The organism is Dongia mobilis (assembly GCF_004363235.1).
Lineage (GTDB): Bacteria > Pseudomonadota > Alphaproteobacteria > Dongiales > Dongiaceae > Dongia > Dongia mobilis.
Window position 1 is genome coordinate 451,540 of record NZ_SNYW01000007.1, and the last position, 12,626, is coordinate 464,165.

15 protein-coding genes are annotated in these 12,626 nt (G+C 62.8%); 12 read left to right on the plus strand and 3 right to left on the minus strand.

What is annotated here, in order from left to right; translation table 11 throughout:
• Positions 1-2: 2 nt before the first annotated feature.
• The 11 genes from A8950_RS07840 to A8950_RS07890 all read left to right on the plus strand — a co-directional run bounded on the left by A8950_RS07840 (position 3) and on the right by A8950_RS07890 (position 9,366).
• Positions 3-686: a GltB/FmdC/FwdC-like GXGXG domain-containing protein gene (locus A8950_RS07840; protein ID WP_133613070.1), complete on the plus strand. Its 684-nt coding sequence runs from the start codon at positions 3-5 to the stop codon at positions 684-686.
• 15 nt (positions 687-701) lie between these two features.
• Positions 702-2,033, plus strand: a complete 1,332-nt coding sequence (locus A8950_RS07845; protein WP_133613071.1) for an FMN-binding glutamate synthase family protein — start codon at positions 702-704, stop codon at positions 2,031-2,033.
• A gap of 102 nt (positions 2,034-2,135) precedes the next feature.
• On the plus strand, positions 2,136-3,443 hold the full coding sequence (gene glnT, locus A8950_RS07850; RefSeq protein WP_133613072.1) for a type III glutamate--ammonia ligase: 1,308 nt from the start codon (positions 2,136-2,138) through the stop codon (positions 3,441-3,443).
• A 286-nt stretch (positions 3,444-3,729) separates the two neighbouring features.
• Entirely contained in the window at positions 3,730-4,008 is a 279-nt protein-coding gene (locus tag A8950_RS07855) for a hypothetical protein (protein ID WP_208109788.1), read from the plus strand.
• A gap of 66 nt (positions 4,009-4,074) precedes the next feature.
• Positions 4,075-4,557 carry a hypothetical protein gene (locus A8950_RS07860; RefSeq protein WP_133613073.1) on the plus strand — a complete coding sequence of 161 codons (483 nt, stop codon included), beginning with the start codon at positions 4,075-4,077 and terminating at the stop codon, positions 4,555-4,557.
• A gap of 17 nt (positions 4,558-4,574) precedes the next feature.
• Positions 4,575-4,772 (plus strand): hypothetical protein, encoded by a 198-nt coding sequence (locus tag A8950_RS07865; protein WP_133613074.1) that lies wholly within the window; start codon positions 4,575-4,577, stop codon positions 4,770-4,772.
• A gap of 13 nt (positions 4,773-4,785) precedes the next feature.
• On the plus strand, positions 4,786-6,207 hold the full coding sequence (locus tag A8950_RS07870) for an APC family permease (RefSeq protein ID WP_133613075.1): 1,422 nt from the start codon (positions 4,786-4,788) through the stop codon (positions 6,205-6,207).
• An 84-nt stretch (positions 6,208-6,291) separates the two neighbouring features.
• The gene (locus A8950_RS07875) at positions 6,292-6,975 is read left to right on the plus strand and encodes a hypothetical protein (RefSeq protein WP_133613076.1); all 684 of its coding nucleotides are present in this window, start codon (positions 6,292-6,294) and stop codon (positions 6,973-6,975) included.
• Positions 6,972-7,286 (plus strand): hypothetical protein, encoded by a 315-nt coding sequence (locus A8950_RS07880; RefSeq protein WP_133613077.1) that lies wholly within the window; start codon positions 6,972-6,974, stop codon positions 7,284-7,286. The genes A8950_RS07875 and A8950_RS07880 overlap by 4 nt, the downstream gene beginning before the upstream one ends.
• Positions 7,287-7,702: 416 nt before the next feature.
• Positions 7,703-9,106: an ammonium transporter gene (locus A8950_RS07885; protein ID WP_133613078.1), complete on the plus strand. Its 1,404-nt coding sequence runs from the start codon at positions 7,703-7,705 to the stop codon at positions 9,104-9,106.
• 23 nt (positions 9,107-9,129) lie between these two features.
• Entirely contained in the window at positions 9,130-9,366 is a 237-nt protein-coding gene (locus tag A8950_RS07890; protein WP_133613079.1) for a hypothetical protein, read from the plus strand.
• 77 nt (positions 9,367-9,443) lie between these two features.
• On the opposite strand, the gene A8950_RS07895 is transcribed toward A8950_RS07890, so the two are convergent.
• Positions 9,444-10,076 carry an FkbM family methyltransferase gene (locus A8950_RS07895; protein ID WP_133613080.1) on the minus strand — a complete coding sequence of 211 codons (633 nt, stop codon included), beginning with the start codon at positions 10,074-10,076 and terminating at the stop codon, positions 9,444-9,446.
• Positions 10,077-10,165: 89 nt separating this feature from the next.
• Between A8950_RS07895 and A8950_RS07900 the strand changes: the two genes are divergently transcribed.
• The gene (locus A8950_RS07900; RefSeq protein WP_133613081.1) at positions 10,166-11,017 is read left to right on the plus strand and encodes an LOG family protein; all 852 of its coding nucleotides are present in this window, start codon (positions 10,166-10,168) and stop codon (positions 11,015-11,017) included.
• Positions 11,018-11,020: 3 nt separating this feature from the next.
• On the opposite strand, the gene A8950_RS07905 is transcribed toward A8950_RS07900, so the two are convergent.
• Together A8950_RS07905 and A8950_RS07910 are read right to left on the minus strand one after the other, a co-directional pair.
• Positions 11,021-11,794 carry an ABC transporter ATP-binding protein gene (locus A8950_RS07905; protein WP_133613082.1) on the minus strand — a complete coding sequence of 258 codons (774 nt, stop codon included), beginning with the start codon at positions 11,792-11,794 and terminating at the stop codon, positions 11,021-11,023.
• Positions 11,791-12,624 carry an ABC transporter ATP-binding protein gene (locus tag A8950_RS07910; RefSeq protein ID WP_133613083.1) on the minus strand — a complete coding sequence of 278 codons (834 nt, stop codon included), beginning with the start codon at positions 12,622-12,624 and terminating at the stop codon, positions 11,791-11,793. Before A8950_RS07910 ends, A8950_RS07905 begins: the two co-directional genes overlap by 4 nt.
• Positions 12,625-12,626 lie beyond the last annotated feature (2 nt).

Below are 12,626 nucleotides of genomic sequence, written 5' to 3' on the forward strand. Positions count from 1 at the left end.
CCATGAACGCGTTTGATCTCACCAAGACGCCGCTGCGCGAGGCCAATGCCAAGCTGCAGAGCCTGCCGGCCGACACCAACGAGAAGGTCTGGCACCTTAACAACCTGCATGGCGAACATGCCTGTGCGGTCGGCCTCACCCAGCCGATCGAAGTCCATGTCAACGGCCATATCGGCTATTACTGCGCCGGCATGAACCAGAACGCGACCGTGATCATCCACGGCCAGTGCGGTGTGGGCGTGGCCGAGAACATGATGTCGGGCGAAGTCCGCGTGAAGGGCACCGCCAGCTCCGCCGCAGGTGCGACGGGGCAGGGCGGCCTCCTCGTCATTGAGGGCGACGCAGGTACCCGCTGCGGCATCTCGATGAAGGGCATCGACATCGTGGTCAAGGGATCGGTCGGCGCCATGAGTGCCTTCATGGCGCAGTCCGGCAGCCTTGTCGTCTGCGGCGATGCGGGTGCCAGCCTCGGCGATTCGATCTACGAGGCGCGCCTCTATGTCCAGGGCAAGGTCGAGAGCCTCGGCTCCGATTGCGTCGAGAAAAAGATGACGCCGCATCACCTGGCCAAGCTCGAGCGCCTGTTGAAGAAGGCCGGAATCGAGGCCGACCCCAAGAAATTCCGCCGCTTCGGTTCGAAGCGCAATCTCTACAATTTCCATGTCGACAATGTCGACGCCTATTGAGGAAGCGGGACGATCATGAGCGACCATAGCCCCTTTCATACCCCGCCCCGTTTCTCGGCAACCTTCGACGAGCATTCGATCGCGCAGATCCAGCGCGCGGCGGCGACCGGCATCTATGACATCCGCGGTGGCGGCGCCAAGCGCAGGATGCCGCATTTCGACGACCTGCTTTTCCTGGGTGCGTCGATCTCGCGCTATCCGCTGGAAGGCTATCGCGAGAAATGCGGCACCGATGTTGTGCTGGGCACCCGCTTTGCGAAGAAGCCGATCGAGCTCAAGATTCCGGTGACCATCGCCGGCATGAGTTTCGGTGCCCTCTCCGGCCAGGCCAAGGAGGCCTTGGGTCGCGGCGCCACGGCAATGGGCACCAGCACGACGACCGGCGACGGCGGCATGACGCCGGAAGAACGCGGCCATTCGACCAAGCTGGTCTACCAGCTGCTGCCCTCGCGCTATGGCATGAACCCGGACGATCTGCGCAAGGCCGATGCCATCGAGGTGGTGGTCGGCCAGGGTGCCAAGCCGGGCGGCGGCGGCATGCTGCTCGGCCAGAAGATCACTGAACGCGTCGCGAAGATGCGCAACCTGCCGGTCGGTATCGACCAGCGCTCGGCCTGCCGGCACCCGGACTGGACCGGTCCCGACGACCTCGCCATCAAGATCACGGAACTGCGCGAGATCACCAATTGGGAGAAGCCGATCTATGTCAAGGTCGGCGCCACGCGACCCTATTACGACACGGCACTGGCGGTGAAATCGGGCGCCGATGTGGTGGTGCTGGACGGAATGCAGGGCGGCACGGCAGCGACGCAGGAAGTCTTCATCGAGCATGTCGGCATCCCGATCCTGGCCGCCCTTCGCCCGGCGGTGCAGGCGCTGCAGGACCTCGACATGCACCGCAAGGTGCAGCTGGTCGTCTCTGGCGGCATTCGCAACGGCGCCGACGTGGCGAAATGCCTGGCGCTGGGTGCCGATGCGGTCGCCATCGGCACGGCTGCGCTGATCGCGCTCGGCGACAATGCGCCCGCCCTCGAGGAGGAATACCGCAAGATCGGCTCCACCGCGGGCGCCTATGACGATTGGCACGAGGGCCGGGATCCCGCCGGCATCACGACGCAGGATCCGGCGCTGGCGGCCCGGCTCGATCCGGTGAAGGCCGGCAAGCGGCTTGCCAATTACCTCGCCGTTCTTACCATGGAAACGCAGATCATCGCCCGTGCCTGCGGCAAGAGCCACGTGCACAATCTCGAACCGGATGATCTTGTTGCTCTGACGGTCGAGGCGGCGGCCATGGCGCGGGTGCCGCTGGCGGGAACCAGCTGGATCCCGGGTCAGGGCGGCTACTGAGATACCGTCGCCGGTCGCGTAAATTGTCGCTGGTCCGGCGACGGCAAGAACAACAATAACGCGATTACATTGAATTGAGGCTTTACACATAGGGGGCTTTCGATGGCTACCGACCTCGCCAAGGTCGCTAAGGAACGCAAGATCAAGTATTTCCTGATCTCCTACACCGACCTGTTCGGCGCGCTGCGCGCCAAGCTGGTGCCTGCTGCCGCGATCGGCGACATGCAGCGCGACGGTGCCGGCTTCGCCGGCTTCGCGACCTGGCTCGACATGACGCCGGCCCATCCGGACCTGTTCGCACGGCCGGATCCCGACAGCCTCATCCAGTTGCCGTGGAAGCCGGAGGTGGGCTGGCTCGCCTCCGATCTCTGGATGGACGGCAAGCCGGTGGCGGATGCGCCTCGCAACCTGCTCAAGCGCAAGATCGCCGAGGCGGACAAGAAGGGGTTGCGCGCCAAGGCTGGCGTCGAATGCGAATTCTTCCTGGTGACGCCCGATGGCAAGGCCATCGCCGATACCGCCGACACGGCCGAGAAGCCGTGTTACGACCAGCTCGCCCTGATGCGCCGCTATGACGTCATCACCGAGATCTGCGACGCCATGCAGACGCTGGGCTGGAAGCCCTACCAGAACGACCACGAGGACGCCAACGGCCAGTTCGAGATGAACTGGCATTACGACGATGTGCTGCTGACGGCCGACCGCCATGTCTTCTTCAAGTACATGACCAAGGCGATCGCCGAGAAGCATGGCCTGCGCGCCACCTTCATGCCCAAGCCGTTTACCAACCTGACCGGCAACGGGGCGCATGCGCATATCTCGTTCTGGGACAGGACCGGCAAGAAGAACCTGTTCGGCGACGCCAAGGGCGAACTCGGCCTTTCGAAGCTTGCCTATCAGGTCCTTGGCGGGATCCAGCACAACGCATCGGCGCTGTGCGCGATCTTCAACCCGACGGTCAACTCCTACAAGCGCATCAACGCGCCGCGCACCACTTCGGGTGCCACTTGGTCGCCGAATACCATCACCTGGTCCGGCAACAACCGCACGCACATGATCCGCGTGCCCGATGCCGGCCGCTTCGAACTGCGACTCGCCGACGGCGCAACCAACCCCTATCTGCTCCAGGCTGGCATTGTCGGCGCCGGGCTTGACGGCATTGCCAACAACCGCGATCCCGGCAAGCGCCTCGATATCAACATGTATACCGAGGGGCATACGGTGAAGGGCGCCAGGAAGCTGCCGCTCAACCTCCTCGACGCACTGCGCCTGCTCGACGGCAGCAAGGCGGTGCGCGAACAGCTCGGCGATTCCTTCGTCGATTCCTATGTGCGGATGAAGACCGGGGAGTGGAACAGTTTCACCAAGCATCTGACCGAGTGGGAACGGCAGAACACGCTGGATTGCTGACCAGGGAAGGGCCGTCCGGCAGACCAGCCGGCGGCCCTTTTTTCGGGATTCTGATGTTTCCGACGGGGAAAATTAATTTAAGAGTAGTGAATGCACGGCCGTTGTGCTACAAGGGCTGAGGGTCGAACGAGGCCCGCCGAATCTGATGTAACAGTCTGATCGGAAAAAGAAAAACCCCGAAAAAGGGGCGCGCCGAAAAAGGCGCACCGGGAGTGGGCCCCGGGGAGGGGCAAAGTCGGATGACGCGGCCTTGCTGGCTATGGCCGCCATCTTAGGGGAGAGTGGCATGCCGAGTGATATGCAGTCGCGCGTGGATTCCATGTTCCGGATGGATCGCACCTGGGCCTGGGGCTTCGTCATCGTGCTCTGGGCCGTCTTGCTGTTCGTCTATTTCTCTGTCAGCGGCTACATCGAGGACGACACGGCGCGGATCGTCCTTGGCATTGCCGGCCTTCTGGTCGGCATTTTCAACACGGCCGCCATCGGGGCGATGATTTCGCATTACGCCCACGACAAGAACTTCATCTACGAACTCGACATCAAGCATCTGGACGCCAATCGCTAGGCCGTTGCGCACGGGCAGCAAGACCCGTCGCAACCCGGTCCTGTGATCGATCAGGGGAGGATTGTTATGGCGAAACGATACCAACCGCCGCAGCAGAGCGGCGTAGGACAGGCGCGCGACGCGCTGTTCATCCTGGTACTGACCTTTCTGGCGCTCTGGATCCCGCTGGAACTGGAACTTGCCGGTGCCGAGAAGGTCGATTGGCTGCCGGGGACAGTCACCGTTGCCGAGGCCCCCGAGGGCGGTTCGATCGTGCGCAGCGACAGCGGACTGGCCAAGATCACGGCCGCCGATGGTTCCGTCACCTACGAGAATCTGACCTGGGAGAATCTCGGTCAGAACGAAGCCATGCAGGCGCAATGGGAGAAGCTCGGCGTCGGCATCGAGGACGCCGCCGGTCTGGTTACCAAGCGCTATGACTATTCCTTCTCCTGGATCGGGTTGCTTGCGACCTTGGCCGCGATCGCGGGCTATTTCATTTTCCTCGTCCGCCAGTCCGATCGTGAGTATCGCGAAGTCATCGCCGAGAAGTTCGGCAACGGTTCTTAACGGGCGAGGTTCGTATCATGCTTGATTTTCTGCAATTCCGCGGCCCGTGGGACGTGGTTCAGCTGGCCGCCTGGGTGGTGTCGATCGCGCTGCTGCTGTGGATGCTGTGGGACGCGATCCGGGTCAGCAAGCAGTACAGCGAAGACGTGCTGACCAGTTCCCAGGAAGGTGTCGACGAGCTTGCCTTGCAGCAAGACGCGCACAAGAAGAGCTGAGGGGGAAAGCCAGATGACCGATATCACCGCAAGCGGCGCCAAGGCAGATAGTGCCGGCAAGCCGTCCATCAACCTTGCCAAGGTCCTCGGCCCGATCCACGTCTGGGCGCTGGGCGTCGGCATCGTTCTGGTCGGCGAATTTATGGGCTGGAACCTGTCGATCGAGAAAGGCGGTGCGCTCGGCTCTATCATCGCCTGCTGGATCGTCGGGTTGCTCTATACCTGCGTCGCCATGATCGATTCGGAAGTCACCTCGACGGTGGCCGCCGCTGGCGGCCAGTACACCCAGGCCAAGCATACCACCGGCCCGCTGATGGCCTTTAATGTTGGCCTCTATCTGGTGCTGGCCTATACCATGCTGGAAGCCGCCGACATCTTCGTGTTCGGCGATCTGGTCCGAATCGCTGCAGAGAACCTCGGGGCGGAACCCGGCTCCGTCGATGCGCGTCCGTTCGTGCTGCTGGCCGTCTCGGTCCTCGCCTGGCTCAACTATCGCGGCGTGTTCATGGCGCTCAGCGTCAACTTCCTGATCACGGCCGTCGCCTTCGCGTCGATCGTCATCCTGTTCGTGGCCTATCAGTTCGGCATCGGCACCGGGCAGGACCTGCAGCACCAGGAACTCGGCATGGGCTCGCTGCCCTATGGCTGGATGGGCGTCCTCGCCGCTTTCCAGTTTGCGATCTGGTACTATCTCGGCATCGAGGGCACCTGCCAGGCAGCCGAGGAAGTGCGCTCCTGCGGTCGTTCCCTGCCGCTCGGTACCATGACCGGCATGATCACGCTGCTTATCGCGGCGGCATTGACCTGGTATGTGTGCTCGGGCGTCATGCCTTGGGAGTATCTGGGCCTTACGCTGGCGCCGCTCTATGACGCTTCACTGATGACCGGCAACACGGTGCTGATCGTCCTGCTGTGGACTGGTACGGTCTTCTCCGCCCTTGCCTCGGCCAATGGCTGCATCAACGATGCCGCCCGCGCCTGGTTCTCGATGGGGCGCGACCGTTACCTGCCGCAGTTCTTCGCGGCCGTGCATCCGAAGTACCGGACACCCTATCGTGCAATCCTGTTCCTGATCCCGATTGCCGCGTCGTTCGGCTTCCTGCAGCTGCTTGGGCCCGTCATCACCTTCTCGATCTTGTCGGGGCTCCTCGGCTATACCTTCATGCCGATCAACATGTTCCGCTTCCGCAGCAAGTGGCCGCTGGACACGATCAAGCGCGGCTATATCCACCCCTTCCATCCGCTGCCGTCGATCGTGCTGATCACCTTGTGCGCGGCCACCTATGTCGCCGTCTATCTCGGTTTCGGCACGCAGCTCCTGGCCATGATGGTGTTCTATGTCGTGGCTTCGGTCTGGTTCGTGCTGTTCCGCTACAAGTTTGTCCGTCGCGGCGACCAGTTCACCATGGCATGGCCGCGACCGAGGGGCTATTGATAGTACGATATCACCTGTCTTTCAGGGTATTCCTCGGGCCGGCGGGTCACACCGCCGGCCCATTGCTGCCGTGACGCCAACGGAATGATTGCCAATTCCTTCGCCCTTACACTAGCCGCGCTGGTGGCGCTCGCACTGACGGGCCTTATCCTGATCTATCGCCGTGAGAGCAGGCAGCGACGCCAGCTACGCGCCGCCTTGTTCGAGCCCGCCTACCCCTTGTTCCAGTCCTATCGCGTCGAACAGGCCGGCCAGGATTACCCATCGTTGCGGGGGCGATATCGCGAGCGGGACTTCCATATAGATCTGGTGGTCGACACGCTGACATTTCGCAAGATCCCGGTCCTGTGGCTGCGTGTCTCGCTGTTGCAGCCGCTGCCGGGGCTGGCGATGACGGATCTTCTGGTCAGAGCGCAGAACAACGAGTTCTACGCGCCAGCCAACGACCTGCCCTACCACCTGCCGAGCGCATCGCACTGGCCGCCGGGCCTCAATGTGAAGACCGAGGATCCAGCCCGCGCGCCATCCCGGGACTTGCTGGATGCGCATATGGACTTCTTCGCCTCCCCCGAAGCCAAGGAAGTACTGCTGACGCCAAAGGGCGTGCGCCTTGTTCGGATGCTGGGCCAGGGCAAGCGGGCGGATTACATGGTGCTGCGGATCGCCGATTTCCCGGACGCCGCTCTTGATGCAACCACGCTCGCGGACATCATGGATAGATGCATCGCCCTGGCGGCGGATACAGCACGGGAGTTGGAGCAGAGATGACACAGGAAAAGCCACTGAAGCCGCCACTGCATCCGCTGTTGGTCCTCGTCATTGCCGTCCTGCTGCCCGGCATGGGGCAGATTGCCAACGGACAGGCGACGCGCGGATTGCTGTTTGCCTTCACCACCGTGGCGCTCGGCTATGTCACCGCGAAATATGCCGGGCCGGACGTGTCGCTGGTCGGTCGTTATGCCGGCGGTTTCTTCATTTATGCCGTCGCCATCATGGACGCCTATCGCTGGGCCAAGGTGCGCTTCGAGATTTTTCGCCATGCCCATCCGACGGCCGGCCGTGTCGGCAATTCCACATGATCGCTCGATTTCGTGCGACATCCCTGTTCGAATCAAGCAAAGCATGCTAGGAATAGTTATTAACTGACAGGCAACACAGGCAACAGAGTGCCTGTTTGCAGTGCGGCATTATTGCTGCGTCGCAAGGAAACCTTGCAGGCGCGGCAACGCTGGTTCTGGCCAGGTGGCGGCCGGCATGGACGTGCAGATGGCCGGGCACTTTCCCGGTCCGACAATTACCAAGAAAAAGATTGGTCGGCAGAGCCGACAGGATCACCAGGAGGAAGTTGAAGGCCCGGGCAGGACCGGGCCGAGCATTGGCATTGTCGGGGGCGGATCGCGCCGAGGACGCGAGCGGGACGTCTCTTTCCCTGGTGACATGATTGCACAGTCAAATGGTGCCCTTGCGGGTACGACCTTGGGGAGGGGAGTCTACCATGGACAATGAAGTGACCGCTCTGACGATCATCTTCACCGAGTTCTATTACTGGGTGACGGTGGTCTTCATGTTCCTGATTCACGTCGGCTTCTGCATGTACGAGGTCGGCGCCTCGCGGCGCAAGAACCACATGCATACGTTGATGAAGAACACGATGGTGATTCCGCTTGTCACCGTCACGTTCTTCTTCTTTGGCTGGTGGATCTATTTTGCTTTCCCCAACGGACCGGGAATCATCGGACCGCTCCTTTCGGCCCCCTGGGCGGAGCCCTGGAGCGAACTGATGGGCGCCCATATGGGTGGCGCGCCGGCCGATACGGCAACCTTCACCGCCGAAGACACGGCCTACTGGGCGCGCATCAACGGCGTCTTCTGGGCGGCCTTCCTGCTGTTCTCCTGGACTGCAGCCTCGATCATCTCGGGTTCGGTGATCGAGCGTATCCGCTCCAGCGCCTTCTGGGTGGTTGCGGTGGTGATCGGGTCCTTTGCCTGGATCATCGACGCGGCCTGGGGTTGGCATCCGGATGGCTGGATGATCCAGGTCCTCGGCTATCATGACGCCTATGCCTCGGGCGTGATCCATGCCATCGCTGGCGGTGCGGCCCTTGCCGTGCTCATCCACCTCGGGCCGCGCATTGGCAAGTTTGCACCGGACGGAACTCCGCGCAACATCGTGCCGCACAACCCTTGGCTGATCACGGTCGGCCTGTTCCTGATCTATACCGGCTTCTGGGGCTTCTATGTCGCCTGCAACATCCCGATCATCGACGTGCAGGATGGCGACGGAGTGTTCTTCTCGGCGACGAACATCTATCTGACGCCGACTACACTCTCCGCCATCACGCTCAACTTCCTGATGTCGCTGGCGGGCGGTCTCATGGGCGGTTACCTCATTTCGCGGGGTGACGCGTTCTGGACCTATTCGGCGGGTCTGTGCGGTGTCATCGGCGCCTCTGCCGGCAACGACCTCTACAACCCGTTGCAGGCCATGGTGATCGGCGCGATCGTGCCGATGATCTGCTACAAGCTGCACTTCTGGGTCGAGCGCCGCTTCAAGATCGACGATGCGGTGGGCGCCGTGGCGGTGCATGGCTATGGCGGCTTCCTCGGCGTCGTGGTCGCCGGCTTCATGCTGTGGGGCTACCCTGCTTCGCAGAAGTATGACGCCATCATCACGCCGTGGGGCAATTTCGCCGGTGCCGTGATCATGTTCTTCGTTCTCGGCTTCCTGCCGGCCTATATCGTCGCCGGCATCCTGAAGGCGTTTAACAAGCTGCGTGTGCCGCGCGAGATCGAGCTGGTAGGCCTTGACCTATCGGAATATGCGGCGCGCTACGAAGACGAGGATCAGATGTTGGCGGCGGAAATTGCCGAGGCTCGCGCCGCCGGCACTCTGCGCTGACCAATCGATAGGAGAACGGAAACATGTCGACAGGTTCATTCGAGAACTGGAACGGGAACGTTCTTGATATCGGTCCGCTGTATCCCTTTGTCGGGACCGAGATGGTCTGGTTCATCATCTGTGTCGCGTTCTGGCTTGCCTGGCACGTCCTGCAGTGGCGCATGGAGGAGGCAAACTACAACGATGACATGGAAGTCCTGAAGAAGGGCGACAACATGGAGCGAGCCCTCAAGGGAGAAAAGGTCCTGCGTTCCATGTAGCATCTGTTGCCGGCAGGCAAGGTGAAGCGGCGGCCATTGGCCGCCGCTTCCGTTTTCATCCGCCTTCCGCCCTTGCTTCAGGAGAGGCGATAGATGGACGTGTAGTGGAGGTGCGAGACGAGGCGATAGCCGAGCGGGCGCAAAAAGCGGAAAATGGGGCTCTCCGTGACCCTCTCCAGATCGAGGTCGAGATCCTCGACGGCCAGAAGGAAGGGATGGAAGCGCGCCCAGTCGTTAGAGCGCAGCACGTCGAGATCGGCGCCCTCGCAATCGATGTTCATGAAGCCGACCTCCGTGCTGGCGGGTACCGATTGCGCCAGAACGGAGGCCAGCGTTCGACGTTCGACCTCGATGTCGCCGAGATGCCGCTTGCGCGAATTGCTGCGGAAGCGCGCGAAACTGACAGGGTCGATCGTGTTCATCGACCGGTCGTTGAAGAGGTGAAGCGTTACCCGGCCGGGGAGGGTGCCGATCGCCAATTGCTGCGTGCTATCCCGCGGTCGCACCTGCCGGAAAGCGGCGATCGCCTCCGGATCCGGGTCAATGGCGATTCCCCGCCAGCCCGCCAGATAGAGTGCGTAGGTGTTCGAATAGTCGACCGGCTGGTGCGCGCCGACATCGACGTAGAAGCCGCCCGGCCGCCCGGCGAGGTATTTGAGGATCAGCCGATCCTCGCCGAAGGACGAGTAACTCGCGATGGGAAAGGTCATGCCCGCCTCCCTGCTTGGCCCGCCATTGCAAATCCCATTCCCGGCGGCTAGATGAGAATTCGATCGAATCGCCCCGGAAGGTAACCGAGATGACCAGCCCCGCCAAGCCGAGCAACAAGCAGCAGAAAGAGGCGCCGAGCTATGTCCTGCCGGTGGAGGATGTCGACTTCCTGGTCAATCGGGACGAATTGCGCGGCCTGCGCTTTGCGGTCGAGTATTACAAGGCCGAACTGATCCTGCGCGATTGGGGAGTCCGCTCGACGGTCATCGTATTCGGCTCGGCGCGCATTCCGGCACCGGAACAGGTCGAGGCAAAGCTGCAGGCGGCGTCCAACGGCGAGGCGCGGGAGAAGATCGAGCGGGCGGCCAGGTGGGGGCGCTACTACGAGGAGGCGAGGGCCTTCGGCCGTCTCGTTTCGGAGGAAGGCGGCGCACTGAAGCCGGTCGAGGGCCAGCGCGACAACGTCATCGCCACCGGCGGCGGCCCCGGCATCATGGAGGCCGCCAATAGAGGCGCGCACGAGGCTGGCGCGCCGTCGATCGGTTTCAACATAACGCTGCCCGGCGAGCAGGAGCCCAATGCCTATTCGACCCCGGACCTTACATTCCAGTTCCACTACTTCGCCATGCGCAAGATGCATCTGGCCATGCGCGCGGCGGCACTGGCCGTATTTCCCGGTGGCTTTGGCACCATGGACGAATTGTTCGAGATCCTGACCCTGCAGCAGACCCAGAAAGTGACGGCGACGCCGGTCGTACTGGTGGGGCGCGACTACTGGAACAGGATTCTCAATCTCGAGGCCCTGACCGAGAGTGGCCTGATCGACCCCGCCGATCTCGGCATTTTCGACATTGTGGATTCCGGCGTGGAGGCCTGGGCGGCCCTGCAGGCGCGCGGCTTGAAGCCGGTCAGCCGGAAGCGCCGCCACGCCGGTTCGTAGGGTCTATTCGTCGGCGAAGGCGTCAATCACGGCGCGGTCGTAGCCACGGCTGGCCAGCAGCAATTGGCGTGAATAGGCGTGGCTGAGGGAACCTGTCGCCAGATCGCCCCGCGTTGCGACCTCGACCACTTTTCCCTGGCGCATCACCGCGAAGCGGTCGCACATATGGGCGACGACGCCGAGATCGTGACTGACCAGCAGATAGGTGACGCCGGATTGCTGGCGGATGTCGCTGAGGAGGTTGAGGATTTCCGCCTGGATCGAGACGTCGAGCGCCGAGGTCGGCTCGTCCAGCAGGATGAGGCGCGGCCCCAGGATCAGAGCGCGGGCAATGGCGACGCGCTGGCGCTGGCCGCCCGACAATTGATGCGGATAACGGAAACGGAAGCGGGCGCCAAGCTGAACCTGGTCCAGCGCCGCGCGCACGCGGTTCTCGATATCGGCAATCCTGTGCACGATGAGCGGCTCGCTGAGGATGCGGTCGATCGTGTGCTTGGGATGCAGCGACCCGAACGGATCCTGGAACACCATCTGGACCAGCCGGTAGAAGGCGCGGTCGCGCCGACGGGTGACCGGACGACCGTCCACTGAAATGGCGCCGGTCCAGTTGTCGATGAGACCGGCGACGGCGCGCAGGATGGTGGACTTGCCCGATCCGGACTCGCCAACCAGGCCGAAGCTCTCGCCGGCGGCCACATCAAGACTGACCCCGTCGACCGCGGTCACCTGCTGCCGGACCTCGCCGAAGCGGACAGTAAGGTCCTGGATTGAAATCACGGAGTCACCTCTGCCCAGGCGGAGTCGCGCTGCAGCGTCGCAAGCCGCGGCACCGGTCGGTCGATCTCCGGCGCGCAGGCAAGAAGGCCGCGCGTATAGGGATGCGTCGCCGATTGCAGGTCGCGCGCCGCCCGCTCCTCGACGACGCGACCGCCATACATGATGAGAACGCGGTCGCAGAAGGTGCGCACCAGGTTGAGATCATGGCTGATGAAGATCAGGCCCATATCCCTTGTCTTCACCAGGTCATCGAGGATGGCGAGCACCTGCAGGCGGACGGTAACGTCGAGCGCCGAGGTTGGCTCATCGGCGATCAGCAATTCCGGTTCGGCCATCAGCATCATGGCGATCATCGCCCGCTGGCCCATGCCGCCGGAGAGTTCATGCGGCCAGGCGCGGAACACGCGCAGGGGATCGCGAATCTTGACCGCCGCCAGCATATCGAGCGCCATGCCGCGTGCCTTCTCCGGCGAACGGCCGTGACGCCCCGCCTCCACCAACTGGTCGCCGATCGACATGACCGGGTTGAGCGAATACTTGGGGTCCTGCATCACCATGGAGATGCGCCGGCCGCGAATGCCGCGCCAGCCGCCCGCGTCCAGCCCGAGCAGATCGATGTCATGGAAGCGCAGGCGCTCGGCGCTGACACGCCCCTGGGTAAGGCCCAATATGGCGCGGCCGGTCTGGGTCTTGCCGGAACCGGATTCGCCGACGATGGCGAGCTTCTCGCGACACATGCGGAAGCTGACATCCTTCACGGCGTGGAATTCGCCCTTGGGCGTATCGAACCGCACATTGAGGCCGGCTACGTCGAGAATCGGTTCATTCATCG